Source organism: Streptomyces alanosinicus, from assembly GCF_014650595.1.
In the GTDB taxonomy this organism is placed as follows: domain Bacteria; phylum Actinomycetota; class Actinomycetes; order Streptomycetales; family Streptomycetaceae; genus Streptomyces; species Streptomyces alanosinicus.
The window spans coordinates 294,721-320,023 of record NZ_BMVG01000002.1 but is presented as its reverse complement, the minus strand read 5'-3'; the positions used below and the strand labels follow the sequence as shown (position 1 = coordinate 320,023).

Genomic DNA, 25,303 nt, shown 5'->3' with positions numbered 1-25,303 from the left:
AATCCAGCCATGACCACCACCCCCACGCGTCACACCGGCCTCGCGCTTGCCGCCGGCGTGCTCACCGGCATACTCGCCCTCTACATCGCTCTCGTCGCCTTCGGGAACATCACGGACTTCGGGACGAACCAGCAGTTCGTACGGCATGTGCTGGCGATGGACACCACGTTCAAGGACGACAGTCTGATGTGGCGGGCCATCACGAGCACCGCCCTGCAAGACACGGCCTACGTCCTGATCATCGCGTGGGAGACACTGTCCGCACTCGTCCTGATCTGGGGCACGTATCTGTGGGCGCGGCGCCGGGGCGACCTCGCGCGGCGCGTTTCCACCTATGGCCTGCTGATGCTGTTGCTGCTCTTCGGTGCCGGGTTCATCGGGATCGGCGGTGAGTGGTTCTCGATGTGGCAGTCCAAGGCGTGGAACGGCCTGGAGGCCGCGACCCGGATCTTCACGCTCAGCGGCATCGCCCTGATCGTCAACCAGCTTCCCCGCCAGAGAGACGACGTCAGCTGACGACCGTCACCCTGATGCCCTGATCGCCGAAGGACCACAGGGCGGCGCCGTCCTCCTTGTGCATACGGATGCCGCCCAGCTTCTTGCCGTCCGCCGGCGGCGGCGAGGAGCCGTCCAGGGCGTTGGAGAAGGCTATGTTCACGCCGGACGCGACGGTGAAGTACATGACGTGCTCGATCTCCACGCCGTCCGAGCCCTTGAGGGACTGGATGCGCTTGATGACCGAGTAACGGCCGGGCCGCGGGCCGACCGTGCCCGGCCACACCGCGAACGTGCGCGACGCCTTGCCGGTCGCGTCGACCAGCCACAGCCGCTTGGCGCCGAGCGAGTAGACGATCCGGCGGCCCTCGCCCGACGCGGCGGGCACCGCGGGCGCGGCCGAGGGCTTCGGGGCCGTGGACGCGTGGGCGCCCGCGGACGCCGACGCGCCGGGTTTCGCCACGGCGGCCGTGGGATGCGGCCCGTGGTCCGCCTGGACGGCGAGGGCGACGACGGCCGCGGTCGCTCCCGCCGTCAGACCGGAGACCCAGGCCCACGAGGGCAGTCGGGCAGCCACGGGTACGCATCTCCTCCGCTAGGGGGCGCTAGGGCCCTTCTTTCGGACCTTGCCGGGGTCGCAGGGTCTGGCACGCACATCTGCCGCGTTGTCGTCGGTCGCCGACGCGCCGCGTCGACTCTCTCCTCCGCCTTGCATCTGCACGCACCAGACCCCGCTCGGGTCGGCCGCAAGGCGCTGTCGCCTGAAGCCGGCCCGATCCGAAAGAAAGGCCCTGGTCCCCTTCTCGGTACGGGGTCGGATCATCGTACTCAGTCCAGGACCGGCAGCAGTTCCGGCAGGTGCCCGTCGGAGGCCCGCGCCGCCCGCTGCCGCTCGGCGGGGACCTCGCCGTAGAGCGTGGTGCGCGGCTTCGCCGGACGCCCGGCCGCCTCGGCCACGGCCACCAGGTCGCGGACCGACTTGTACGAGCCGTACGACGAGCCCGCCATCCGGGAGATCGTCTCCTCCATCAGCGTGCCGCCCAGGTCGTTCGCGCCCGAGCGGAGCATCTCCACCGCACCCTCCGCGCCCAGTTTGACCCAGCTTGTCTGGATGTTGGGGATCCAGGGGTGGAGGAGGAGACGGGCCATCGCCGTCACCGCGCGGTTGTCGCGGGTCGTCGGGCCGGGCCGGGAGATGCCCGCCAGGTACACCGGCGCGTTCGTGTGGATGAACGGCAGCGTCACGAACTCGGTGAAACCGCCCGTCTCGCGCTGGATGCGGGCCAGGGTACGCAGATGGCCGAGCCAGTGGCGGGGCTGGTCGACATGGCCGTACATCATCGTCGAGGACGAGCGGATGCCCAGCTCGTGCGCCGTCGTGATCACCTCGATCCAGGTGGCCGCCGGCAGCTTGCCCTTGGTCAGCACCCAGCGGACCTCGTCGTCGAGGATCTCCGCCGCCGTGCCCGGAATAGTGTCCAGGCCCGCTTCCTTCGCGGCGGTGAGCCACTCCCTGACCGGCATACCCGTACGGGTGGCGCCGTTGACGACCTCCATGGGCGAGAAGGCGTGCACATGCATGCCCGGGACCCGCTCCTTCACCGCCCTCGCGATGTCGAAGTACGCGGTGCCCGGCAGGTCGGGGTGGATGCCGCCCTGCATGCACACCTCGACCGCGCCCACGTCCCAGGCCTGCTGGGCGCGGTCGGCGACCTGTGCCAGGGAGAGGGTGTAGGCGTCGGCGTCCGTGCGGCGCTGGGCGAAGGCGCAGAAGCGGCAGCCGGTGTAACAGACATTGGTGAAGTTGATGTTGCGCGTGACGATGTACGTCACCTCGTCGCCGACCGCCGACTTCCGCACCTCGTCGGCCACCCGGCACAGCGCGTCCAGCGCCGGGCCGTCCGCGTGCAGCAGGGCGAGCGCCTCGGCGTCGGTCAGCCTCGTGGGGTCGTCGGCCGCGGTGCGCAGCGCCTGGCGCACATCCGTGTCGATGCGCTCGGGTGCCATGCCGGGGGCGGCGGCCTCGCGCAGCGCCTCCCAGTCGCCGTACACCTCGTCGAAGTCGTCCCGCCGGTCGCCGCTGCGCCCCTCGGTGTCGATGGTGCGGTGCAGGTCCGTGCGGCCGGCCGGTACGAAGGCCTCCTCCGGCTCCTGCCACGGACGGCCCTCGACCACCGCGTCCGGGAGGGCCAGCCCGGTCTCCGGGTCGGCGAGCGCGGCGACGTGCGGGCGCAGCCGGGGGTCCAGCCAGGGTTCGCCGCGGCGGACGAACTCGGGGTAGACGCAGAGGCGTTCGCGCAGCTCGAAGCCGGCGGCGCGGGAGCGCTCGGTGAGTTCCTCGATCTGCGGCCAGGGGCGCTCGGGGTTGACATGGTCGATGGTCAGGGGCGACACCCCGCCCCAGTCGTCGATGCCGGCGCCGATCAGCCGCTCGTACGCGGAGTCGACCAGGTTCGGCGGGGCCTGCAGACAGGCGGCCGGGCCCATGACGTGCCGGGCGACGGCCACGGTGGCGACCAGGTCGTCCAGTTCGGCGTCCGGCATGCCGCGCATCGCCGTGTCCGGCTTGGCGCGGAAGTTCTGGATGATCAGTTCCTGGATGCCGTGGTAGGCGCGGGAGACCTTGCGCAGGGCGAAGAGGGACTCCGCGCGCTCCTCGTAGGTCTCCCCGATGCCGATCAGCAGGCCCGAGGTGAAGGGGACGGAGGAGCGGCCCGCGTCCTGAAGCACCCGCAGGCGTACGGCCGGTTCCTTGTCCGGGGAGCCGAAGTGCGGGCCGCCGGGCTCGGACCAGAGCCTTTCGGCCGTCGTCTCCAGCATCATGCCCATGCTCGGCGCCACCGGCTTCAGGCGCTGGAAGTCCGTCCACGTCATCACGCCCGGGTTGAGGTGCGGGAGCAGGCCCGTCTCCTCCAGGATGCGGACGGAGATGGCGCGGACGTAGGCGATGGTGTCGTCGTAGCCGTGCGCGTCGAGCCATTCGCGCGCCTCGGGCCACCGGTCCTCCGGCTTGTCGCCGAGGGTGATCAGGGCTTCCTTGCAGCCGAGGACCGCGCCCTTGCGGGCGATGTCCAGCACCTCGTCCGGGGACATGAACATGCCGTGCCCGGCCCGCCGCAGCTTGCCGGGGACGGTGACGAAGGTGCAGTAGTGGCATTTGTCCCGGCACAGCCGGGTGAGGGGGATGAAGACGCTCTTCGAGTACGTGATGACACCCGGCCGGCCCGCCTGTTCGAGACCCGCGTCGCGCACCCGGCCGGCCGACGCGGCGAGGTCGGCCAGGGCCTCGCCGCGGGCCTGGAGCAGCACCGCCGCCTCGGCGACGTCGAGGGCGACGCCGTCCCGGGCGCGTTTGAGGGCGCGACGCATGGAGTTCTCGGTCGGGCCGGTCCCAGGGGTCGCGGAAGTCGTCATCCCACCACCATACGTTCGGCGTGATCAGTGCTTACGGCTCCATCCGGCCTACAGGAACCTCGCGTATTCATCCAGCATCCCCAGCACCTCCTTCTCCCCCGCCGACGGCAGTTGCAGGACGGCCTCGTCGATGCCCAGCTCGGTGTAGTGGGCGAGCTTGCCCGGGGTCGGCAGGACCGCGTACGGGACCACCTGGAGGGCGGCCGGGTCGCGGCCCGCGTCCGCCCACGCCGTGTGCAGCACCGGCAGGGACTCCGTCAGACCGCGCCCGCCGATCGGCAGCCAGCCGTCGGCGTACTCGGCGATGTGCGCGAACAGCTTCGGCCCGGCGGCGCCGCCGACGAGCGTGCGCGGGCCGGTGACCGGGCCGCGCGGCCGCTGCGCCGGCTTGGGGTGGGCGTGGCTGGCCCGGACCGCGCCGAACTCGCCGTCGTAGGCCGTCGGTTGCTCGGCCCACAGCGCCTGCATCAGCCGCATCCGGTCCCGGACCAGCTCCCGGCGGGCGCGCCAGGTGACACCGTGGTCCGCGGCCTCCTCGACGTTCCAGCCGTAGCCGAGGCCGAGCGTGAAGCGGCCCTCGGACAGATGGTCCAGGGTGGCGATCTGCTTGGCGAGGGCGATGGGGTCGTGCTGGGCGACCAGGGTGATGCCGGTGCCGAGCGTCAGCCGCTCGGTGACGGCCGCCGCCTGGCCCAGGGCGACGAAGGGGTCGAGGGTGCGGCCGTATTCGCGGGGGAGGTCGCCGCCGGCCGGGTACGGGGTCGTCCGGTCGACGGGGATGTGGGTGTGCTCGGGCAGATAGAGGCCGCTGTAGCCGCGCTGCTCCAGTTCGCGGGCGAGTCGGACCGGGGTCACGGTCTCGTCGGTGAGGAAGATGGTGACGGCGATACGCATGGATCATCTGTACCGGGTGCGGCCCCAACCGTCCATACCAACCGGTCGGCAGGATCTCGGCAGGTTCCTGACTGGCTGAGAGACAGCTGCCGATTCCCTTGTGGTGTACGGGAGTTCACTCATGAGGGGAAGGGTGGCGGTATGTGCGAAGACACTCACGACACCGGACACGCTCCCGCCAGACGCGCCGTGCTCGTGACGGGCGCGGCCGTCGCGCTTACGTTGGGAGGCGTGACCTTCGCGAGCGGCGCTCGGGCCGCGGACGGCGAGCAGGAGACCCGGACGGTGGGCGCAACGCTGCCGCCCGGCTCCCCCGACTTCGTGTACGTACCGGTCGAAGTCCCGGCCGGCGTGCAGGAGATCAAGGTCTCCTACACCTACGACAAGCCCTCGGTGCCGCTCGGCACCATGGGCAACGCCCTCGACATCGGCCTCTTCGACCAGCACGGCACCGAGCTGGGCGGCCGGGGCTTCCGCGGCTGGTCGGGCGGAGCGCGTACGGAGTTCTTCGTCCGCGCCGACGACGCCACCCCGGGCTACATCCCCGGCCCGGTGCGCGAGGGCACCTGGTACGTCGCGCTGGGCCCCTACACGGTGGCGCCGCAGGGGCTGACGTACGAGCTGACGATCACGCTGACCTACGGCGCGCCGGGCCGGACCCCGCACCCGGTGTATCCGCCGTCCCGGGCGAAGGGCCGGGGCCGGGACTGGTACCGGGGCGACTGCCATCTGCACTCCTGGTACTCCGACGGCCGCCGCACCCCGGCCGAGATCGCGGCCCTGGCGCGGGCGGCGGGCCTGGACTTCATCAACTCCTCGGACCACAACACGCACTCCTCCCACCCCCACTGGGCGGACCAGGCGGGCGACGACCTGCTGATCATGCTGGGCGAGGAGGTCACGACCCGCAACGGCCATGTGGTGGCGCTCGGCACGGAGCCCGGCACGTTCGTGGACTGGCGCTACCGCGCCCGGGACAACCGCTGGGCCCGCTTCGCCCGGGACGTCCGCCGCGCCGGGGGCCTCGTCGTCCCCGCCCACCCGCACGCCACCTGCGTCGGCTGCGGCTGGAAGTTCGGCTTCGGCGAGGCGGACGCCGTGGAGGTGTGGAACGGCCCGTACACCCCGGACGACGAGGTGACGCTGGCCGACTGGGACAACCAGCTGGTCGCCGCCGTGCGGCAGGGGCGGGACTGGCTCCCGGCGATGGGCAACAGCGACGCCCACCGCGACCCGGACCCGGTCGGCAGCCCGCAGACGGTCGTCCTCGCCGACGATCTGACCCGGGAGGCGATCCAGGAGGGCATCCGCGCCGGGCGCTCGTACGTGGCCGAGTCGAAGAACGTCGTCCTCGGTTTCACGGTGACGGGCGGGCGCGGGCAGCAGGCGGGCATCGGGGAGCGGCTGGAGGTGGCCGCCGACACCCCGGTGACCGTGCGGCTGGAGGTCGCGGGCGCCCCGCGCTGCTCGGTCCGCTTCGTCACCGACCAGGGCGTGCTGTTCACCAGCGATCCGCTGCCGGTGTCGGGCGCGGGCACGGTCGAGTGGCGTACGACGCCCGCCTACGCGGCGTACGTGCGCGCCGAGGTCCGGCACGAGACGGCGCTCGGGCCGGTGCCGGGGGCACTGACGGCCTTCACCAACCCGGTCTTCCTCGGCACCAGGTGACCGGGGCCGGGTGACCGGCGCTACTTGATCTGCTGCGCCGCCCACTCGGCCCACTCCCGCCGCATCGCGTTGAAGCGCAGCCCGTACTCCAGCGCGATGCGGCCGTACACCGACAGGTTGCCGTCGTCCCAGTCGATGGAGTCGTGCAGCTGCCGCAGCTGCTCGTACCCCGACTGGGACATGTCGACCAGGTCGGTCAGATAGGCGCGCGCCTGCTCGGGGCTGAGCACGCCGAGGAAGAAGACGCGCAGCAGGACATCGCTGCGGATGACGCGCTGCGGTGTCACCTCGGTCAGCCAGTGGCGCAGCTCCGCCAGGCCCTCGTCGGTGATCTCGTACTCCTTGCGGCCGCGCGGGCCCTCGGCAGCGACCGTGATCAGCCCGGAGCCCGCCAGCTTGGTCAGCTCGGTGTAGATCTGGCTCTGGTTCGCCGGCCAGACGTTGGCCAGTGAGGTCTCGAACGTCTTCAGCAGGTCGTAGCCGCTGGCGCGGCGGTCCGAGAGCAGGCCGAGCAGTGCGTGTTTGAGGCTCATGACCCCCAGCCTACATTCCACTGTTGACATGTCGAGAGCCGACCTTCTACTTTTGACATGTCGAAACCGGAATCCACATCCAGACCGGAATCCACATCCAGACCGACCGGGGGTCCCCATGTCGTACCTGCGCACGTTCCTGCCGTGGATCGTCTTCGCCGTCATCCCCTCCGGGGACTGGCAGTGGGGCGCGCTCGCCGCCCTGATGCTGGCCATCGGGGTCATCGCGCAGCAGTTGCGGGCCGGCGCGGGCCCCGACGCCCTCGTCATCGAGGCCGGCTCGGCGGTCTTCTTCGCGGTCCTCGCGGCCATCGCCTTCGCCGACCCGCACTCGGGTGTGCACGACTACTCGGCGGCCCTGTCCTCCGGCATCCTCGCCGTGATCGCCGGTCTGTCGCTGGCCGTCGGCCGGCCCTTCACGCTGGGCATCGCCAAGCGCACCACCCCGCGCGAGTACTGGACCATGAAGCCGTTCATCCGGGTCAACGTCGTCCTCACCGCCGTGTGGACCGCGGCCTTCGCCGTGACGGCCGTCGTCCTCACCGTGCTGGACCACGCCGGACACGCCCACACCACGCCCGCGACCGTCGTCCAGATCGCCGGCTTCGCCGTCCCGATGGCCTTCACGGTCCGCTACGTCGCCCACGTCCAGGCGAAGGCCCGGGCCGCCGCCGGTCAGATGCCCCGCTGAACCCCGCCTCCTACACTGCTGCCACAGCTTCCACCCGAGTTGGGCCCGGCACCGAGAGCAGGAGACATGGCAGGCAGCAGCGACCTCAAGCACCGCCTCGTGACCCGTTTCCAGCGGTATGTCGCCAATCCGCTGAACCGGCGGCTGCCGTTCCAGACCCTGCTGGAGACCACCGGCCGCACCTCCAAGCTGCCCCGGCAGACACCGGTCGGCGGGCGCCGCGACGGCGACTCCTTCTGGCTGGTCTCCGAGTTCGGCGTCAAGTCGCAGTACGTGCGCAACATCCAGGCCGACCCGAAGGTCCGCGTCCGGATCGCCGGCCGCTGGCACCAGGGCACCGCGTATCTCCTGCCCGACGACGACCCGGTGGCCCGGCTGCGCTCCCTGCCCCGCTTCAACAGCGCGGCGGTACGGGCGTTCGGCAACAACCTGCTGACGATCCGGGTGGACCTGGAGAAGTGACGCCGGACCCTCACCCCGGCCAGACGAGGGCCTGCACCTCGCTGTAGGCGTGCAGGGCGTAGGAGCCCACGTCCCGGCCGACACCGCTCTTCTTGAACCCGCCGAACGGGGCCTCCATGTTGCGGCCGACGGTGTTGATCCCGACGCCGCCGGCCCGCAGCCGCCGGGCCACCCTGAAGGCCCTGGACACATCGCCGGACCAGACGTAGTCGATGAGTCCGTAGTCGGAGTCGTTGGCGAGGGCCACCGCCTCCTCCTCGTCGTCGAAGGGCACGACCACGACGACCGGCCCGAAGATCTCCTCCCGGACCACCCGCATGTCAGGGGTGCAGTCGGCGAGGAGCGTGGGCGGGACATAGAAGCCGGTGTCCTGCGCGGGGCGTTCCCCGCCCGCGACGAGCGACGCGCCCTCCTTGCGGCCGAGTTCGACGTACGACTCGACCCGCGCCCGGTGCTCGGCCGAGATCACCGGGCCGACGACCGTGTCCGGCTCCCTTGGGTCCCCCACCTTCAACCGGCTCGCGTATCCGGCCAGTTGCTCGACCAGCCGCCCGTACACCCCGCGCTGGGCCAGCACCCGTGTCGGAGCCGTGCAGATCTGCCCGCTGTAGAAGGAGAACGTGGTGCCGATGCCGGCGACGGCCGAGGAGAGGTCGGCGTCGTCGAACACGACCGCCGCGCCCTTGCCGCCGAGCTCCATCAGCTGGCGTTTCATGTCCCGCCCGCACACCTCGGCGATCCGCCGGCCGACGGCCGTGGACCCGGTGAAGCTGACCATGTCGACGTCGTCGCAGGCCACCACCGCCTCGCCCACGGCCGCGTCCCGCCCGGAGACGACGTTCACCACGCCCGGCGGCGCCCCGGCCGCCTGAAGCGCCTGCGCCATCTTGTACACCGACAGCGGGTCCTGCGGCGCGGGCTTCACGACCACCGTGTTGCCCATGGCCAGGGCCGGGGCGACCTTGCCGGCCGGGTTGGCCCACGGGTTGTTGTAGGAGGTGACGCAGGCGACGACGCCGACGGGCTGGCGCACCGCCAGCGCGCCCATCACGGCGGCCCTGCCCATCGGCCCGGCCTCGTTGATCTGCGGGGCGATCGCCCACTCGGCGCTCTCCACGCTCGCGTACCGGCGGAACCGGGCGACGGCCACCCCGACCTGCATCGCCCGGGCGGTCCCGGTGGTCGCGCCGGTCTCCGCGCGGGCCAGCTCGGCGTACGGCTCGATCGACCCCCGGATGATGTCGGCGGCCCGGCCCAGTACCGCCGCCCGCTCCTCGGGCCGGGTCCGCGACCATGCCGTGAACGCCTCCCGGGCCGCCGCGCAGGCCGCCCGCGCCTGGTCCGGCGAGGCCTCGGGCGCCCAGCCGACGGTCTCCTCGGTGGCCGGGTCGGTCACCGGGTAGTGCCCGCCGTCCGGCTCCGCCCAGGCGCCGCCGACGAACAGCCGCTGCCCCTCGCTCACCGCGTGCTCACCGTGCGGGTGTCGGTCCCCGAGCGCAGCACCTTGCCCGGTACGGCCCCGGTCACCACGTCGTCCCGGATCGCCTCGACGCCGTTGACCCACACCGCCCGCACCCCGATCGCCGCCGAGTCCAGGCGCGGACTGTCACCCGGCAGGTCGTGCACCAGCCGGGCCTGTCCGGCGTCGATCCGCTCCGGGTCGAACAGGACGAGGTCCGCGTGCCAGCCCTCCCGCACCTGCCCGCGCTCGCGCAGCCCGAAGAGCCGGGCCGGATCGTCGGTGAGCATCTTCACCGCCTGCTCCAGACCGACGAGTTTCCGCCTGCGCAGACAGTCCCCGAGGAACCGGGTGGTGTACGGCGCCCCGCACATCCGGTCCAGATGCGCGCCCGCGTCGGACCCGCCCAGCAGCACGTCCTCGTGCTGCCAGGTCTCCGCGCGCAGCGCCCAGGACGCCGGGTCGTTGTCGCTGGGCATGGGCCACAGCACCGTACGCAGCCCGTCGCTCGCGCAGATCTCCACCAGGCAGGCGAAGGGGTCGAGACCCCGCTCCTCGGCGATGTCCCGCACCACCCGGCCGGTCAGGCCCTCGTTGGCCTCGCTGTAGGTGTCCCCGATGACATAGCGCCCGAAGTTCGCCAGCCGCCGGAAGACGCCGGCCTCCTTGGACTGGGCCCGGCGCAGCATCTCCGCCCGGACGTCCGGGTCCCGGAGCCTTTCGATCCGCTCCGGCACGGGCAGCGAGAGGACCGGCCCCCAGCCGGGGATCAGGTTGAGGGCGCAGAAGGTGCCCAGGGACATGTTCATCGGGGTGAGGATGGGCATGGTGAGCGCCACGATCCGCCCGCCGGCCTTGCGGGCCCGTTCGCTCGCGCCGAGCTGCCGGGGTACCCGCTCCGGAACGGCCGCGTCGACGGTGAGCACGTTCCAGTTGAGCGGCCGCCCGGCCACCGCGCTCATCTCCACCAGCAGATCGATCTCGTCGTCGCTGAACTGGTCCAGGCAGCCGGCGACGATCGCCTCGATCTGGGTGCCCTCGTGCTCGCCGACGGCCTTCGACAGCGCGAGCAGCTCCGCCGGCTCCGCGAACCGCGAGGCGACCGGCTGTCCGTCCCCGTCGTTGTGGGTACGGGACTGGGTGGTGGACAGCCCCCAGGCCCCGGCGTCCATGGCCTCGTGCAACAGCCGTACGATCTCGGCCAGTTGCTCCGCACTGGGCTGTCCGCCGATGGCCTCTGGCCCCATCACGTACCGGCGCAGCGCGCAGTGGCCGACCATGAAGCCCGCGTTGACCGCGATGCGGCCGTCGAGGGCGTCCAGATAGTCCCCGAAGGAGCTCCAGTTCCAGGGCGCCCCCTCCTCCAGCGCCACCAGGGACATCCCCTCCACCTTGGACATCATCCGCCGGGTGTAGTCGGCGTCGTCCGGCCGGGAGGGATGCAGGGGCGCCAGTGTGAACCCGCAGTTCCCGCCGGCCACGGTGGTCACTCCGTGGTTCAGCGAGGGCGTGGCGTACGGATCCCAGAACAGCTGGGCGTCGTAGTGGGTGTGCGGATCGACGAACCCGGGGGCGAGGACGAGCCCGGCGGCGTCCTCGCTGGTGCGGGCTTGCTCGGTGACGGTACCGATGACGGCGATCCGCCCGTCGCGTATGCCGACGTCGGCGGTGAAGGCGGGTGCGCCGGTGCCGTCCACGACGGTGACGCCCTTGATCAGGTGGTCCAGCATGCCGGGAACCCCCTCAGACAGCCTGACGGAACCGGGACGTCCGATGCACCGGATCCGTGTCGATCTTCGGAATCACCTGCTCGCCGATGAGCCGGATCGTCTGCAGCGTCTCCTCCTTCGGCACCCCCACCGGCAGCCCGAAGCTCAGCTGGTCCGCCCCCGCCTGCTCCCACCGCTTGCACTGGCGCAGCACCTCGTCCGGATCCCCGCAGATGAGGAGTTCCTCCGCGATGAGCAGTTCCACGAACTCCGGTGTGTACTCGGGCAGCGTCTCCGGCCACTCCGGGAAGCCCTCCGGCCGGGGAAACGTGTCGTGGTAGCGGAAGACGAGCGAGGGCAGATAGTGCAGCCCGCCGTTCACGGCGATCTCGATCGCCTCGGCGTGCGTGGGCGCGCAGATCGCCGTGGTCGTCACCATCACGTTGTCGTTGACGAAGTCGCCCACCGGTTCCGCGTTCACGACCGCCGTCTTGTACTGCTCCAGCACCCACTCCATGTCAGAGACCTTCTGGATGCTGAAGCCGAGCACGCCGAGTCCCTTCTTCGCGGCCATGGCGTACGACGGCGGCGACCCGGCCGCGTACCACATCGCCGGGTGGGACTTCCCGTACGGCTTCGGCAGGACCTTGCGCGGCGGCAGCTGCCAGTGCTTGCCCTGGAAGCCGGCGTACTCGTCCTGGAGCCACATCTTCGGGAACTCGGCGATCGTCTCTTCCCAGATCTCCTTGGTGTAGTTCATGTCGGTCACCCCCGGGATGAACCCGAGGATCTCGTGCGATCCGGCGCCCCGCCCGCTGCCGAACTCGAAGCGGCCCTCGCTGAGGTGGTCCAGCATGGCGACCTTCTCGGCGACCTTCACCGGGTGGTTGACCTGGGCCAGGGGATTGAAGATCCCGGAGCCCAGGTGGATGCGCCCGGTGGCGTGGGCCAGATAGCCGAGGAAGACGTCGTTGGCCGACAGATGCGAGTACTCCTCCAGGAAGTGGTGCTCGGAGGCCCAGGCGTACTTGAAGCCGGACTGGTCCGCCTGGATGACGTACTCGGTCTCCTCCATCAGCGCCTTGTGCTCGGCCAGCGGGTCGGTCTCGGCACGCTTGCCCACGTATCCCTGTACAAAGAGCCCGAATTCCAAGGCGGTTCACCGTCCCAGTCCAGGTGGTTCCTTCGCGTCCTATGAACTTTCTGACGTGGCGTCAGATTCGTCAATAGATGACGGACCGTCAGATGATGCTGACACCCGCCAGCCAGCCGCCGTCGATCACGAACGGCTGTCCGGTGATGTACGAGGAGTCCGCCGAGGTGAGGAAGAGGGCGAGGCGGGCCACCTCCTCCGGCCGGCCGATCCGGCCGAGCGGTACGAGCCTCCGGTACAGCTCGTCCAGGGCCCGGCTCATCTCCTCCGGGTCCGCGTCCGGGTCGAGGCGGGCCGGGTTGGCCATCGCGGTGTCGATGGCGCCCGGGCAGATCGCGTTGACCCGGATGCCCCGGTTCGCCAGCTCCAGCGCGGCCACCCGGGTCAGTCCCAGCACGGCGTGCTTGGTCGCGGCGTACGTGCCCACGGCCGCCATGCCGGTCAGCGCCGTGTAGGAGGCGGTGTTGACGATCGTGCCGCCGTCGGCCAGCTCCGGCGCCACCGTCTTCATGCCCAGGAAGCAGCCGACCTGGTTGACCTGGACGACCTGCATGAACTCGTCCAGCGGGGTGTCCACGAGGGCGTTGAAGCGCAGGATGCCCGCGTTGTTGACGAGCCCGTCGAGGTGTCCGTACGCCGCCTTGGCCGCGGCCACGGCCTCCTGCCAGCCCTCCTCGGTGCCGACGTCGAGATGGACGTACCGCGCGCCTATCTCCTTGGCCAGGGCCTCGCCCTGGTCGTCCAGCACATCGCCGATCACCACGCGCGCGCCCTCCGCCCTGAAGAGCCGCGCCTCCTGCTCGCCCTGTCCACGTGCCGCCCCGGTGATGATGACGACCCGCCCGTCCAGCTTGCCCATCAGGCCTCCTCAGCCCAAGAGGGGCGCGACCTCCGCCCCGAACAGCCCGACCTGCTCGACCAGTTCGACCCGGCCCCGACTGCGCAACCACACCTGAACCTGGTCCACACCCATCACCCAGAAGGCCCACAGCGACTCAGCGATCCCCCGCGACGCCCCGAGGACGGCGCCCCGCCCGACCCGCTTACCCATCAGACCCCCTCAACCCAAGAGAGGCGCAACCTCCGCCCCGAACAGCCCGACCTGCTCGACCAGTTCGACCCGGCCCCGACTGCGCAACCACACCTGAACCTGGTCCACACCCATCACCCAGAAGGCCCACAGCGACTCAGCGACCTCCCACGGCACCCCGAGGACGGCGCCCCGCCCGACCTGCCTGCCCATCAGACCCCCTCAACCCAATAGGGGCGCAACCTCCGCCCCGAACAGCCCGACCTGCTCGACCAGTTCGGCCCGGCTCCGGCTGCGCAGCCGGACCTGGATCTGGTCCACGCCCATCGCCCGGTAGGCCCGCAGTGACTCGGCGATCTCCCGCGGTGCCCCGGTGAGGGTGCCGCGGCCGACCTCCCAGCCGGCCCGGCCGACGTACACGGGCTCGGTGATCGCGCCGACCGTGAACGGCCCCTCGGCGCCGGCCTCCGCGCGCAGCCGGCGCAGCCGGGCGATCTGCGCGGGCAGCCGGTTACGCGGGTCGCCCTGGGGCAGCCAGCCGTCGCCCTTCAGCGCGGCCCGGCGCACGGCGGCGGGCGAGGAGCCGCCCACCCACACCGGGACCTCCGGCTGCGCCGGGCGGGGCCGCTGCCCCAGCCCGGCGAAGTCGTGGAACTTGCCGTGGTGCTCGGGGAACTCCTCGGGCCCGAGGGCGGCCCGCAGGGCGTCGATCGTCTCGTCGAGCACCGCCCCGCGCCGCTCGAAGTCCGCCCCGAGCACCTCGAACTCCTCCCGCACGTGCCCGGCCCCGACCCCGAGGACCAGCCGGCCGCCGGAGAGATGGTCGAGGGTGGCGTACTGCTTGGCGGTGAGCAGCGGGTGCCGCAGCCCCACCACGGCGACATGGCTGAGCAGCCGGACCCGCTCGGTGACGGCGGCCAGATGGGCGAGGGTGGCGACGGGGTCGTACCAGACGGTGCTCATCGCCGGGGCGAGCCGGCGCGGGACGCCCACGTGCTCGCAGGCGGCGAGATAGGCGAACCCGGCGGCGTCCACGGCCCGCGCGAGCGCCACCAGGTCCGCGGGACCGGCGTCCGCCTCCCAGCTCTCCGCGAACAGGGCGCTCTGCGCCTGGACGGGCAGCTGGATGCCGTACGCCAGACTCACGTCGCCGCCTTCCACAGGCCGTCCGGCGTCAGCCCCAGCAGGTCGATGGCGTTGCCACGGACGATCCGCTCGACCACGTCGGCCGGCAGATGCCCCATCTGTGCCACGCCGACCTCACGGGACTTCGGCCAGGTGGAGTCGGAGTGCGGGTAGTCCGTCTCGTACAGGACGTTGCCGACGCCGATGGAGTCGAGGCTCTTCAGCCCGAAGGCGTCGTCGAAGAAGCAGCCGAAGACATGTCCGGCGAAGGTCTCGGACGGCGGCCGGGTGACCTTGTCGGCGACCCCGCCCCAGCCCCGGTTCTCCTCCCACACGACGTCGGCGCGCTCCAGGATGTACGGGATCCAGCCGATCTGGCCCTCGGCGTACATGACCTTCAGGTTCGGGAAGCGCTCGAACTTGCCGCTCATCAGCCAGTCGACCATCGAGAAGCAGCAGTTGGCGAAGGTGATGGTGGAGCCGACGGCGGGCGGCGCGTCGGCGGAGGTGGAGGGCATCCGGCTGCTGGAGCCGATGTGCATGGCGACGACCGTGCCGGTCTCGTCGCAGGCCGCGAGGAAGGGGTCCCAGTCGTCGCCGTGGATGGACGGCAGGCCGAGGTGCGGGGGGATCTCGGAGAAGGCGACGGCCCGCGCGCCCCGCGCCGCGTTGCGCCGCACCTCGGCGGCGGCCAGTCCGGCGTCCCACAGGGGTATGAGGGGAAGCGGTATCAGCCGGCCCTGTGCCTCGCGCCCGCACCACTCCTCCATCATCCAGTCGTTGTAGGCGCGCACGCACAGCAGGGCAAGGTCCCGGTCGGCGGCCTCGGAGAAGGTCTGTCCGCAGAAGCGCGGGAAGGTGGGGAAGCAGACGGCGGACTGGACGTGGTTGACGTCCATGTCGGCGAGCCGGGCGGTGACGTCGTACGAGCCGGGCCGCATCTGCTCGTAGGTGATGACCTCCAGCTTCACCTCTTCCCGGTCGTAGCCGACGGCGGTGTCGAGCCGGGTGAGGGGGCGGCGCAGGTCCCCGTACACCCACCAGTCGCCGAGCGGTCCGTCCGTACTGCCCGGTTCGCCCATGACGGGCCGGAAACGCCCGCCCAGGAAGGTCATCTCCTTGACCGGGGCGCGCACGATCCGGGGCCCCTCGTCCAGGTACTTCCTCGGCAGCCGGTCCTGCCAGACGGTGGCGGGCTCCACGGTGTGGTCGTCGACGGAGATGATCAGCGGGAACTGTGTGGTCTCCATACCCCTCACGGTAGCGCCGATCTGACGGTCCGTCAGCTCCCGAGTCGGACACGACCCCGTGCGAAGAGGTGTGAGGGATTTACGGGCCGACGTGTGAGGGGTTTGTGCACTGAATTGCGTCACCCTGTGATCGGCGTCTCCCACGGCTGACGGAACCGGCCGGAACAAGGCAAACTGACGGGGTTGTCCGTAGACGCCGAGGGGGCCGAACGCATGGACGGTGGGCCGCGAGTGCCTGAGCAGCGGCGTCCCGTTTCCGTGACCGACACGGAAACGGAGGCGCTGCACTTCGGCGTGCTCGGTCCGGTACGGGCCTGGCGCGGCGCGGAGCAGCTCAGCACGGGCTCCCCCCAGCAGCGCGCCCTGCTGGCCGCCCTGCTGCTGCGCGAGGGCCGTACGGCGACCGCGGCGGAGCTGATCGACGCCCTCTGGGGCGCCGAACCCCCCTCGCAGGCACTGGCGGCGCTGCGCACCTACGCCTCCCGCCTGCGCAAGATCCTCACGCCCGGCGTCCTGGTCAGCGAGTCCGGCGGCTATGCGATCCGCGGTCTGCGCGACGGCGCGCTGGACCTGGCCGCCGCCCAGGACGTCACCGCGCAGGCCGAGAAGGCGCGGGCCGCCGGCGATCTGCGCCGCGCCCGGACGCTGCTGAACCAGGCGCTGGCCGTGTGGGAGGGCGAGGTCCTCGCCGGCGTCCCCGGCCCGTACGCCGAGACCCAGCGGGTCCGCCTGGAGGAATGGCGCCTGGGCCTGCTGGAGTCCCGCCTGGACATGGACCTGGAGCAGGGCTGCCACGCCGAGGCAGTCTCCGAGCTGACCGCCCTGACCGCCGCGCACCCCCTGCGGGAGCGGCTGCGCGAACTGCTGATGCTCGCGCTGTACCGCAGCGGACGGCAGGCCGAGGCCCTGGCGGTCTACGCCGACACCCGCCGTCTGCTCTCCGAGGAACTGGGCGTCGACCCCCGCCCCGGCCTGCGCGAACTGCAACAGCGCATCCTCCAGGCGGACCCGGCGCTGGCCGAGCCCTCCTCCCCCGCCACCGAACCCGCGGTGCTCCCCGTCCGCCCCGCCCAGCTCCCCGCCTCCGTGCCGGACTTCACCGGCCGCAACGCCTTCGTCGACGAGCTGAGCGAGGTCCTCTCCTCCGCCTCGGAGGCGGCCGGCCGCGTCATGGCCGTCTCCGCGCTCGCCGGCATCGGCGGCGTGGGCAAGACGACCCTCGCGGTGCATGTCGCCCACCGGGCCCGCGGCGCCTTCCCGGACGGCCAGCTCTACGTCGACCTCCAGGGCGCGGGCCCCCGCCCCGCCGAGCCGGAGACCGTACTGGGCTCGTTCCTGCGGGCGCTGGGCACGGCGGACTCCGCGATACCCGACTCCCTCGACGAGCGCGCGGCCCTCTACCGCTCCGTCCTGGACGGCCGCCGGGTCCTGCTCCTGCTGGACAACGCCAAGGACGCGGCCCAGATACGCCCGCTGCTGCCCGGCACGGAAGGCTGCGCCGCCCTGGTCACCTCCCGTGTCCGCATGGTCGACCTGGCCGGCGCGCACCTGGTCGACCTGGACGTGATGTCGCCCGAGGAAGCCCTCGCCCTGTTCACGAAGATCGTGGGCGAGGAACGCGTCGCGACGGAACGGGAATCGGCCCTGGACGTGGTCGCCGCCTGCGGCTTCCTGCCGCTCGCCATCCGCATCGCGGCCTCCCGCCTCGCCGCCCGCCGCACCTGGACGGTCTCCGTCCTCGCGGCGAAGCTGGCCGACGAGCGCCGCCGCCTCGACGAGCTCCAGGCCGGTGACCTCGCCGTCAAGGCCACCTTCGAACTGGGCTACGGCCAGCTGGAACCGGCCCAGGCCCGCGCGTTCCGCCTCCTCGGCCTCGCCGACGGCCCCGACATCTCCCTGGCCGCCGCGGCCGCCGTCCTCGACGTCCCCCCAGAGGACACGGAAGACCTCCTGGAAGCCCTGGTCGACACCTCCCTGCTGGAGTCGGCGGCCCCCGGCCGCTACCGCTTCCACGACCTGGTCCGCCTCTACGCGCGCGCGTGCGCGGAACGCGACGAACAGCCGCTGAGCGAACGGGACGCCGCGCTGTCGCGGCTGCTGGACTTCTATCTGGCCACAGCCGCCCGGGTCTTCGCCATCGAGCGGCCCGGCGACCGGCTGGTGGACCACCTGGAGAAGACCGCCGTCCCCGGCCTGGTCTTCGCCGACCGCCAGGCCGCCCGGGACTGGCTCTACTCCGAGGCCGTACCGCTGCTGGCCTGTGTACGGCAGTCGTCCACCGGCGCCTCGCTGCGCCGCGCCGTCGACCTGCTGTGGGCCGCGGTCGACCTCGCCGAGTCCGGCGCGAACTTCAAGGAGTACGAGGCGGCCGGCACCGCCCTGCGCGACGCCTCGCGCGAGGCCTCCGACATCCGGGCCGAGGGGCGGGCCATGCTGGTACTGGCCAACGCGCGGCACTGGTCGGGGCAGTTCGCCCAGGCCGACGAGGAGGCCCGGCAGGCCCTCGCCCTCTCGGAGGCCGCCTTCGATCCGCTGCCGTGCTGCTGGGCCGGCAACATCCTCGGTGTCTTCGCCTACTACCAGGGCCGCTACGCCGAGGGCGAGGAATTCCTGGTACGTGCGATAGCGGACTTCCGCGCCTGCGGCGACCTGTCCGGCGCGGCGGCGGCGCTGTGCAACCTCTCACGGCTGCATCTGCAGACCGGCCGCGCCGACAGCGCCGTGCATCTCGCCCGCCAGGGCACCGAGATGTACGAGGAGCTGGGGCACTCCCTGAAGGCGGCCAACGGCCACTACGCGCTCGGGCTCGCCCTCGGCAAGAGCGGACAGCTCACCGACGCCGGGGCCCATCTCGGCCAGGCCCTCCAGGTGTTCCGCGCCAGCCGGCAGCGCCTGTGGGAAGGCATGACGCTCTTCCGGCTCGCCGAGGTGGACCTGCAGGCCCAGCGCCCGGCCCAGGCCGCGGCCAACGCCGAGATGGCCCTGACCCCGCTCAAGGAGATCGGCGGCGAGTGGCGCCGCGGCAATGTGCTGACCGTCCTCGGCAAGGCGCTGAACGGAATCGGCCAGACCGGCCGGGCCCAGGTCTGCTGGCGGGACGCGCTGGTGATCTACGAACGCCTCGGTTCCCCGGAGGCGACCGACGTCCAGGCCCTTCTGACCCCGGCCGCGGCGGCCTGACCTGGCCGCTGTCCAGGCGTTCATCGATCGTTTATCGCCACAGGACACTCTTCTTCTTACCGGGACGTCCTGTCGGGGGGCAGACGGACCAGTCGGCGGGGCCGCCGCACTCGCGATCTAGAGTGGGCGGCTCCAGTGGCCCATCCAGCCACACTCGGGGGAGTGTCTGGATGGGCCGCCACAGCTGCAACGCACTTTCCAAGGGGAGCACCTGATGAGCGACGCCAACGACAAGCCGGTCGTCAAGCCGGACAACACGCACATCACCGAGGCCGAGGCCGGCACCGAGGTCAAGCCGCTCAACACGCACATTACCGATGCGCCGGCCGGCTCCGGCATCAAGCCGATGAACACCCACATCACGGACGCCCCCGCGGCAGCGGCCGCCGAGGCCAAGGTGATCGGGGACAACACCCACATCACGTCCGACCCCAGCTGAGCCAACACCCACAGGGGGACAGGCCGCGACGGCACCGAGGGGGAGCCGTCGCGGCCGAGGTGTGTCCGGGTACATTCACCGCGCCTCCGCCAGCTCGCACCACACCGTCTTGCCGTCCACCCCCTGCTCCACGCTCCACCGCAACGCCAACGCCTCCAGCAGGGCGAGACCGCGCCCTTCCTCGTCGTCGGCCGTACTGGTCACGGATTCAGGCAGCGCCTGCGCCGCCGGGTCCGTGACCTCGACACGGATACGACCCCCGTCGCACCGGGCCACCCGCACCCGCACCGGCGTCCCCTCCCCCACGTGCCGGATCACATTGCTGACGAGTTCGGTGACACAGAGCTGGACATCGGGGCAGGGCGCGTCCAGATAGCGGCGGACGGTACGACGGAGGCCCTGGAGGGCCCTCGGTACGGCGGGGAGGTCGATGTCCAGGGGCGGCCGGCCCGCCGACTTGTCAAAGCTTCGGAGCACCGCCACGAGCCTGCGTGCCGTGGCGGCATTGCAGTTACCGAGCGCGACCAGACCGGCCGGGGGCCGGTAGGTGCCGGCGAAGCTCGCGAGGTCCACCCGGAGCGAGGGCAGCGTGATGCCGTGGGCGGACAGGGCGGCGCGCAGGTCATCCACGCAGAGGGTGATGTCGAAGACGGAGTTGCCCGGGCCGGTGGGGGTGGGGGTTGAGGTCGACACGGCTGCGTACACCCTTCCTGTGCGCTCTGTGACGAAACAGTCACACATTGACGTGGGTTGCCGTACCGTGAAAGACGTTTGAGTTGCGCACGGTAACTGGCAAAGGGCGGTGGTGCGTTGTGCCTCCCAAGAAGGACCCCGATGCTTCGGTGAGCGTCCCCTGCTTCTACGGCGCGGAGTTGCGCTACAGGAGAGAGCAGGCGGGGATGACGCTGGAGCAGTTGGTGGAGGGCAGCTTTCGGGGGATCTCGTTCCTCAGCCAGATCGAGCGCGGGGAACGACGGATGCCGATGGATCTGGCCCGGCATGTGGACCAGAAGCTCGGGACGGACGGGTTCTTCGAGCGGCGTTGTGAAGACGCGGCGAAGGCGCGGCAGGTGGGGCACGCGTGGTACTACGCAGACGTCCCCGACATGGAGAAGCAGGCGCAGACGGTGGAGGAGTGGGCGCCCAATGTCCTCCCGGGGCTGCTGCAGACCGGAGCGTACTTGCGGGGAATGATTCAGCACATGGATCCGGAAGTGCCACAGGAGGTGGTCGAGAAGCGTGTCCGCGCACGATTGGCGCGTGCGGAGTTGTGGAAACGCGAGGACCGGCCCACGTATTGGGGGATCCTGCGCGAGTCGGTCATCCGGAGAACGCCGCTTCCCCCAGCAGTGATGACCGAGCAGGTGGAGCACATCCTCGACGTGATCCGGTCCACGCAGAGCATTCTCCAGATCGTTCCGGAAACGACCCCCTGGCACCCGCTCAGTCACGCCATGGCAAAGATCATGACCTTCGCGGACGCCCCGCCGATGGTGTACTCGGAGGGCGACTTCACCGCGCAGATCGTCGACTATCCGGCCCATGTGAAGGAGTACCGTCGTAGATACGATTTGCTCAGGGCCGTCGCGCTGTCACCCGGGGCGTCCCTGGCCTTGATGGACGACGTGGCGAGGACCTACAGAGATGAAGCGCGGCAAGGGGATTGACCCAGACTCCGTCGGCTGGCGCAAGAGCAGCTACAGCAACAACGACGGCGGCGACTGCGTCGAAGTAGCCACCCCCCTCCCCGGCGCCGTCCCCGTCCGCGACTCGAAGCAAGCCGACAACGGCCCCGTACTCCTCTTCCACCCCACCTCCTGGACGGCGTTCGTGGAAGGCATTGGCAGGCGCATTCCATAACCCTCTGCCATTTTCCCTGGTCAGCGGCCCGCCACCACGGAACCGATCCCCCAATCCCCCTCCCGCCAGGCCACGCGCCGGAGTTATCCACAGGCCTCAGCGCCGGGCCGGCGGTTCGGGCATCGTAGGGGCATGGGGCGGGGTGAACTGAAGGGGCTGGTCGAGGGGGGTGTGTTGCTCACCTCGCGGGCCGTGGCGGCGGGGTGGCCTCGGGTCACGCTTTTTCGGCGGTTGGAGGCGGAGGGGTGGACGCGGATCAGGAGCGGGGCGTGGGCGGAGCCGGGGCAGGAGGTCGGGGTCGTACTGCGGTTGCGGGCGGCGCAGTTGCTCAAGCCGGGGCTTGTGGTGAGTCATCGGTCGGCGGCTCGGTTGTGGCGGGTCGAGACGCTTGCGGTGGGAGGATTGGGCACGCTTGAGTTCACTGATCCGGGGCTGCGGGCACGGCAGGGGCTCGCGGAGGTGCGTATTCACCGGATTCCGCTGCCGAGGAGTGACACGGTGAAATGGGCGGGGCTGCAGGTCACCCGGGTGCCGCGTACGCTCGCCGACCTGCTCCGGGGCGGGCCACGGGACGATGCCGTCGTGGCCGTGGAGTCGGCGCTGACCTACCGTCGGGTGGAGGGGCAGCGCAGGGCGCCGGTCACCACCCCGGCCGCCGTGTCCCTCGCGCTCCAAGCTCCGCTGCTAGGGTCCACCCGGGCCCGGGACTGGCTGCGGCTCGTCGACCTTCAGGGGGGCTCGCCTGCCGAAACGGTGGCACGCCTGAGGATGTTCGACGCCGGGCTGCGGCCGGAGTCGCAGGCCGAGGTCCGTACCCCGGAGGGCCGTCGGCGCTACCTCGACTTCCTGTTCCGGGCGGCAGGTCTGGCGGTCGAGATCGAGGGGTACGCCTATCACGGCTCCCGTGATGCCCACCGCCGGGACGTCGCCCGCTTCAACCAGATCCTCCAGTGCCCCGAGGTCCGCAGCCTGCTCCGCTTCAGCGCGCAGGATGTCTTCCACCGGGCAGACTGGATGGTTCGGGAGATCGAGAGTGCGTTGGCCGCCCTGAGAGCCTGAGGGCCGCCTGAAAGCCCGAGGGCCTAAAGGCTGCCCCTCAGTACGCCCTTGACCACCTTTCCGCTCGCGTTCCGGGGAAGTTCCGTCAGGAACTCCACCGACCTCGGCACCTTGTAGTTGGCCATCTCGCGGCGGGACCAGGCGATCAGGTCGTCCGAGGTGAGGAGTGAGCCCGGCCTGCGGACGACGAACGCCTTGGCGACCTCGCCGAGGCGGGGGTCGGGGACGCCGATCACGGCGACGTCGGCCACATCGGGGTGTGTGCCGAGCAGTTGCTCTATCTCCGCCGGGTAGGCGTTGAAGCCGCCGACGATGATCATGTCCTTGATACGGTCGGTGATGCGCAGGTTGCCCATGTCGTCCAGGACGCCCACGTCGCCCGTGCGCAGCCAGCCGTCCGGGGAGATCACCTCGGCGGTCGCGGGGGCGTCGTCGTCGTAGCCGCGCATGACGTTGAAGCCACGGACCTGGATCTCGCCCGCTGTACCGGGCGGCACCGGCTCGCCCTTCGTGTCCGCCACCCGCACCTCCGTGCCCGGGATCGCGCGGCCCGAGGTCGACGCGATGACCGACGGGTCGTCGCCGCGGCGGCACATGGTGACGAAACCGCTCGCCTCCGAGAGGCCGTAGGCCGTGAGGACCGTGTCGACGCCCAGTTCCCCGCGCAGGCGTTCCACCAGGAGGAGCGGCACGACCGCCGCGCCCGTCACCACCAGCCGCAGCGCCGAGAGGTCGTGGGTGTCCCGGGCGGGGTGGTCCAGGAGCGACTGGTGGAGGGTCGGCGGGCCGGGCAGGACCGAGACCCGTTCCGCCGCGATGTTGGCGAGGGCCGTGTCCACGTTGAACACCGGCTGCGGGATCATCGTCGCCCCCCGCATCAGACAGGCGATCACCCCGGCCTTGTAGCCGAAGGTGTGGAAGAACGGGTTGACGATGAGATAGCGGTCCGTGCCGCGCAGGCCCGCGAGGTCGGCCCAGATGTCGTACGCCCGCAGGGTCTGCTCGTGGGTGATCACGGCGCCTTTCGGGCGGCCCGTCGTACCCGAGGTGTAGATGATGTCCGAGACGGATCCGCCCGCCAACTCGCGTGAACGGTCCCGTACTTCGGCCTCCGGTACCCCCTCCCCCGCCGCCAGGAAGTCCTTCCAGGTGCGGAAGTCCGGGGGTGCGTCCTCGGACAGGACCACCACCTGGTCCAGTGCGGGCAGTCCGGGGAGCGGGCCCCGGCCGGCCGGTACCCCCTCGCCGGCCGCCCGGCGCAGGGACGCCACGTACGAGGTGCCCAGGAAGGTGCCGGTGACGAAGAGGAGGCGGGCTCCGCTGCGGCGCAGTACGTCTGCCGCCTCCGCGCCCTTGAAGCGGGTGTTGAGCGGCACCAGGACCGCGCCCGCCGACACCGCGCCCAGGGCGGCCACGATCCAGTCCAGGGAGTTGGGGGCCCAGACCGCGACCCGGTCGCCCGTCTGCACCCCGCTCGCGAGACAGGCCGCCGCCGCGCGTTCCACGCGCGCGCCCAGTCCGGCGTAGGTGAGCCTCGTACGGCCCTCGACCACGGCCTCGGCGTCCGCGTACCGCTCGGCCGACCACCGCACCAGCTCCGGGATGGTGTTCCACTCGCCCACGGCAACCCCTTCCCGAACATCCCGCACCCGAACGCATAGCTGACTGACCGTCAGATTAGCGGTAATCTGACTGACTGTCAGGAGAGGGGGAGGCCATGACAGGGACCGGGCTGAAGGACGCCACCGCCATCGTCGGGATCGGGCAGACCTCGTTCGCCAGGCGGCTTCCGGAGGACGAGAAGACGCTGGCCTGCCGGGCCGTGCTCGCGGCGCTGGAGGACGCGGGGATCGCGCCGGGCGAGGTCGACGCCCTCGCCTCGTACACGATGGAGGAGACCGACGAGGTCGAGCTGGCGAAGGCCGTGGGGTTCGGGGATCTGACGTACTTCAGCAAGGTGGGGTACGGCGGCGGCGGGTCCTGTGCGACGGTCGCCCATCTCGCCGCCGCTATCGCGGCCGGGCAGGCCACGGTCGGGGTCGCCTGGCGGTCGCGGAAACGGGGCAGCGGGCCGCGGCCGTGGACGGACACCACCGTCCAGCTGCCCACCCCCGCCCAGTGGACCAGGCCCTTCGGGCTGCTCCGGCCCGCCGACGAGATAGCGATGCTCACCCGTCGCTATATGCACGAGTACGGGGCCACCCGGGACCATCTCTTCAACGTCGCCCTCGCCTGCCGTAACCGGGCCAACCAGAACCCGGCGGCCGTGATGTACGAACGGCCGCTGACCCGCGAGATGTACATGACCGCGCGCTGGATCAGCGAGCCGCTGTGCCTCTTCGACAACTGCCTGGAGACGGACGGGGCGCTCGCGTGTGTGATCGTCGGGCGGGAGCGGGCGCGGGACTGCCGCCGCAGACCGGTGTACGTCCACTCCGCCGCGCAGGGGCTGCCCGCCCAGCACCACGGCATGGTCAACTACTGGAACGACGACCCCCTGACCGGCCCCGCCTGGACCACCGCCCGGCATCTGTGGAAGCACGCCGACCTCACCCCGGACGACGTGGACGTGGCCCAGATCTACGACGCGTTCACCGCCCTCGTCCCACTCTCGCTGGAGGGGTACGGCTTCTGCGGACGCGGCGAAGGGGGTGCCTTCACCGAGGGCGGGGCGCTGGAGATCGGGGGGCGGCTTCCGGTCAACACCGGCGGCGGCGGGCTCAGCGAGGCCTATGTGCACGGCTTCAACCTCATCAACGAGGGTGTGAAGCAGCTGCGCGGCACCAGTACCGCCCAGGTGCCCGGCGCCGCCGCCTGTCTGGTCACGGCGGGCGAAGGCGTGCCCACCTCCGCCCTTCTCCTGAGGAGCTGAAGGAGCCGAT

At 71.3% G+C, this 25,303-nt stretch carries 24 protein-coding genes; 10 read left to right on the top strand and 14 right to left on the bottom strand.

The window, feature by feature from the left end:
* The first annotated feature begins 9 nt into the window (after window positions 1-9).
* Entirely contained in the window at window positions 10-516 is a 507-nt protein-coding gene (locus tag IE277_RS07775) for a DUF2165 domain-containing protein (protein ID WP_189949816.1), read from the top strand.
* Here IE277_RS07775 and IE277_RS07770 read toward each other — a convergent pair.
* From IE277_RS07770 to IE277_RS07760, 3 genes are all read right to left on the bottom strand, one after another.
* Window positions 509-1,072, bottom strand: coding sequence for a hypothetical protein (locus IE277_RS07770; RefSeq protein ID WP_189949814.1), 564 nt, complete (start codon window positions 1,070-1,072; stop codon window positions 509-511). The two genes, IE277_RS07775 and IE277_RS07770, sit on opposite strands and share 8 nt — an antisense overlap.
* A 251-nt stretch (window positions 1,073-1,323) precedes the next feature.
* Window positions 1,324-3,909 (bottom strand): bifunctional FO biosynthesis protein CofGH, encoded by a 2,586-nt coding sequence (locus tag IE277_RS07765; protein WP_189949812.1) that lies wholly within the window; start codon window positions 3,907-3,909, stop codon window positions 1,324-1,326.
* Between the two features lie 48 nt (window positions 3,910-3,957).
* On the bottom strand, window positions 3,958-4,803 hold the full coding sequence (locus tag IE277_RS07760; protein ID WP_189949810.1) for a TIGR03619 family F420-dependent LLM class oxidoreductase: 846 nt from the start codon (window positions 4,801-4,803) through the stop codon (window positions 3,958-3,960).
* A gap of 141 nt (window positions 4,804-4,944) precedes the next feature.
* Here IE277_RS07760 and IE277_RS07755 point away from each other — a divergent pair, with 141 nt between their 5' ends.
* On the top strand, window positions 4,945-6,471 hold the full coding sequence (locus IE277_RS07755; RefSeq protein WP_189949808.1) for a CehA/McbA family metallohydrolase: 1,527 nt from the start codon (window positions 4,945-4,947) through the stop codon (window positions 6,469-6,471).
* 20 nt (window positions 6,472-6,491) lie between these two features.
* Here IE277_RS07755 and IE277_RS07750 read toward each other — a convergent pair whose 3' ends face one another.
* Window positions 6,492-7,004, bottom strand: a complete 513-nt coding sequence (locus tag IE277_RS07750; RefSeq protein WP_189949807.1) for a PadR family transcriptional regulator — start codon at window positions 7,002-7,004, stop codon at window positions 6,492-6,494.
* 118 nt (window positions 7,005-7,122) lie between these two features.
* Between IE277_RS07750 and IE277_RS07745 the strand changes: the two genes are divergently transcribed.
* On the top strand, window positions 7,123-7,695 hold the full coding sequence (locus IE277_RS07745; RefSeq protein ID WP_189949805.1) for a hypothetical protein: 573 nt from the start codon (window positions 7,123-7,125) through the stop codon (window positions 7,693-7,695).
* A 66-nt stretch (window positions 7,696-7,761) separates the two neighbouring features.
* Window positions 7,762-8,157, top strand: a complete 396-nt coding sequence (locus tag IE277_RS07740) for a nitroreductase/quinone reductase family protein (protein WP_189949803.1) — start codon at window positions 7,762-7,764, stop codon at window positions 8,155-8,157.
* A gap of 10 nt (window positions 8,158-8,167) precedes the next feature.
* On the opposite strand, the gene IE277_RS07735 is transcribed toward IE277_RS07740, so the two are convergent.
* From IE277_RS07735 to IE277_RS07700, 8 genes are all read right to left on the bottom strand, one after another.
* The gene (locus tag IE277_RS07735) at window positions 8,168-9,619 is read right to left on the bottom strand and encodes an aldehyde dehydrogenase family protein (RefSeq protein ID WP_189949800.1); all 1,452 of its coding nucleotides are present in this window, start codon (window positions 9,617-9,619) and stop codon (window positions 8,168-8,170) included.
* Window positions 9,616-11,346, bottom strand: a complete 1,731-nt coding sequence (locus IE277_RS07730; protein ID WP_189949798.1) for an N-acyl-D-amino-acid deacylase family protein — start codon at window positions 11,344-11,346, stop codon at window positions 9,616-9,618. The genes IE277_RS07735 and IE277_RS07730 overlap by 4 nt, the downstream gene beginning before the upstream one ends.
* 13 nt (window positions 11,347-11,359) lie before the next feature.
* Complete coding sequence (locus tag IE277_RS07725) at window positions 11,360-12,478, bottom strand: LLM class flavin-dependent oxidoreductase (protein ID WP_189949796.1); 1,119 nt, start codon at window positions 12,476-12,478, stop codon at window positions 11,360-11,362.
* An 88-nt stretch (window positions 12,479-12,566) separates the two neighbouring features.
* A complete protein-coding gene (locus tag IE277_RS07720; protein WP_189949795.1) occupies window positions 12,567-13,337 on the bottom strand; it encodes an SDR family NAD(P)-dependent oxidoreductase in 771 nt (256 codons plus the stop codon).
* A gap of 9 nt (window positions 13,338-13,346) precedes the next feature.
* The gene (locus IE277_RS07715; RefSeq protein WP_189949794.1) at window positions 13,347-13,529 is read right to left on the bottom strand and encodes a hypothetical protein; all 183 of its coding nucleotides are present in this window, start codon (window positions 13,527-13,529) and stop codon (window positions 13,347-13,349) included.
* Between the two features lie 9 nt (window positions 13,530-13,538).
* Window positions 13,539-13,721, bottom strand: coding sequence for a hypothetical protein (locus IE277_RS07710; RefSeq protein WP_189949793.1), 183 nt, complete (start codon window positions 13,719-13,721; stop codon window positions 13,539-13,541).
* Between the two features lie 9 nt (window positions 13,722-13,730).
* Entirely contained in the window at window positions 13,731-14,654 is a 924-nt protein-coding gene (locus IE277_RS07705) for an LLM class F420-dependent oxidoreductase (protein WP_189949792.1), read from the bottom strand.
* A complete protein-coding gene (locus IE277_RS07700) occupies window positions 14,651-15,883 on the bottom strand; it encodes an amidohydrolase family protein (protein ID WP_189949791.1) in 1,233 nt (410 codons plus the stop codon). Before IE277_RS07700 ends, IE277_RS07705 begins: the two co-directional genes overlap by 4 nt.
* Window positions 15,884-16,096: 213 nt before the next feature.
* On the opposite strand from IE277_RS07700, the gene afsR reads away from it, so the two are divergent.
* Window positions 16,097-19,063, top strand: a complete 2,967-nt coding sequence (afsR, locus tag IE277_RS07695) for an SARP-family global regulator AfsR (protein WP_189950153.1) — start codon at window positions 16,097-16,099, stop codon at window positions 19,061-19,063.
* A gap of 214 nt (window positions 19,064-19,277) precedes the next feature.
* Window positions 19,278-19,502, top strand: coding sequence for a hypothetical protein (locus IE277_RS07690; protein ID WP_189949790.1), 225 nt, complete (start codon window positions 19,278-19,280; stop codon window positions 19,500-19,502).
* A 75-nt stretch (window positions 19,503-19,577) separates the two neighbouring features.
* On the opposite strand, the gene IE277_RS46980 is transcribed toward IE277_RS07690, so the two are convergent.
* A complete protein-coding gene (locus IE277_RS46980) occupies window positions 19,578-20,195 on the bottom strand; it encodes an ATP-binding protein (protein ID WP_229880929.1) in 618 nt (205 codons plus the stop codon).
* Between the two features lie 119 nt (window positions 20,196-20,314).
* Here IE277_RS46980 and IE277_RS07675 point away from each other — a divergent pair, with 119 nt between their 5' ends.
* From IE277_RS07675 to IE277_RS46975, 3 genes are all read left to right on the top strand, one after another.
* On the top strand, window positions 20,315-21,169 hold the full coding sequence (locus IE277_RS07675) for a helix-turn-helix domain-containing protein (RefSeq protein WP_189949789.1): 855 nt from the start codon (window positions 20,315-20,317) through the stop codon (window positions 21,167-21,169).
* Window positions 21,147-21,362, top strand: a complete 216-nt coding sequence (locus IE277_RS07670) for a DUF397 domain-containing protein (RefSeq protein WP_189949787.1) — start codon at window positions 21,147-21,149, stop codon at window positions 21,360-21,362. Before IE277_RS07675 ends, IE277_RS07670 begins: the two co-directional genes overlap by 23 nt.
* Before the next feature lie 498 nt (window positions 21,363-21,860).
* Window positions 21,861-22,421 (top strand): putative endonuclease domain-containing protein, encoded by a 561-nt coding sequence (locus IE277_RS46975; RefSeq protein WP_229880926.1) that lies wholly within the window; start codon window positions 21,861-21,863, stop codon window positions 22,419-22,421.
* A 23-nt stretch (window positions 22,422-22,444) separates the two neighbouring features.
* Here IE277_RS46975 and IE277_RS07660 read toward each other — a convergent pair whose 3' ends face one another.
* Window positions 22,445-24,043: a FadD3 family acyl-CoA ligase gene (locus tag IE277_RS07660; RefSeq protein ID WP_189949783.1), complete on the bottom strand. Its 1,599-nt coding sequence runs from the start codon at window positions 24,041-24,043 to the stop codon at window positions 22,445-22,447.
* A 95-nt stretch (window positions 24,044-24,138) separates the two neighbouring features.
* Here IE277_RS07660 and IE277_RS07655 point away from each other — a divergent pair, with 95 nt between their 5' ends.
* On the top strand, window positions 24,139-25,293 hold the full coding sequence (locus IE277_RS07655; protein ID WP_189949781.1) for a lipid-transfer protein: 1,155 nt from the start codon (window positions 24,139-24,141) through the stop codon (window positions 25,291-25,293).
* Window positions 25,294-25,303 lie beyond the last annotated feature (10 nt).

Coding starts and splice junctions, on each gene's coding strand:
- IE277_RS07775 (WP_189949816.1), top strand. CDS start 10: ATGACCACCACCCCCACGCGTCACACCGGCCTCGCGCTTGCCGCCGGC.
- IE277_RS07765 (WP_189949812.1), bottom strand. CDS start 3,909: ATGACGACTTCCGCGACCCCTGGGACCGGCCCGACCGAGAACTCCATG.
- IE277_RS07760 (WP_189949810.1), bottom strand. CDS start 4,803: ATGCGTATCGCCGTCACCATCTTCCTCACCGACGAGACCGTGACCCCG.
- IE277_RS07755 (WP_189949808.1), top strand. CDS start 4,945: ATGTGCGAAGACACTCACGACACCGGACACGCTCCCGCCAGACGCGCC.
- IE277_RS07750 (WP_189949807.1), bottom strand. CDS start 7,004: ATGAGCCTCAAACACGCACTGCTCGGCCTGCTCTCGGACCGCCGCGCC.
- IE277_RS07745 (WP_189949805.1), top strand. CDS start 7,123: ATGTCGTACCTGCGCACGTTCCTGCCGTGGATCGTCTTCGCCGTCATC.
- IE277_RS07740 (WP_189949803.1), top strand. CDS start 7,762: ATGGCAGGCAGCAGCGACCTCAAGCACCGCCTCGTGACCCGTTTCCAG.
- IE277_RS07730 (WP_189949798.1), bottom strand. CDS start 11,346: ATGCTGGACCACCTGATCAAGGGCGTCACCGTCGTGGACGGCACCGGC.
- IE277_RS07720 (WP_189949795.1), bottom strand. CDS start 13,337: ATGGGCAAGCTGGACGGGCGGGTCGTCATCATCACCGGGGCGGCACGT.
- IE277_RS07715 (WP_189949794.1), bottom strand. CDS start 13,529: ATGGGTAAGCGGGTCGGGCGGGGCGCCGTCCTCGGGGCGTCGCGGGGG.
- IE277_RS07710 (WP_189949793.1), bottom strand. CDS start 13,721: ATGGGCAGGCAGGTCGGGCGGGGCGCCGTCCTCGGGGTGCCGTGGGAG.
- IE277_RS07700 (WP_189949791.1), bottom strand. CDS start 15,883: ATGGAGACCACACAGTTCCCGCTGATCATCTCCGTCGACGACCACACC.
- afsR (WP_189950153.1), top strand. CDS start 16,097: ATGGACGGTGGGCCGCGAGTGCCTGAGCAGCGGCGTCCCGTTTCCGTG.
- IE277_RS07690 (WP_189949790.1), top strand. CDS start 19,278: ATGAGCGACGCCAACGACAAGCCGGTCGTCAAGCCGGACAACACGCAC.
- IE277_RS07670 (WP_189949787.1), top strand. CDS start 21,147: ATGAAGCGCGGCAAGGGGATTGACCCAGACTCCGTCGGCTGGCGCAAG.
- IE277_RS07655 (WP_189949781.1), top strand. CDS start 24,139: ATGACAGGGACCGGGCTGAAGGACGCCACCGCCATCGTCGGGATCGGG.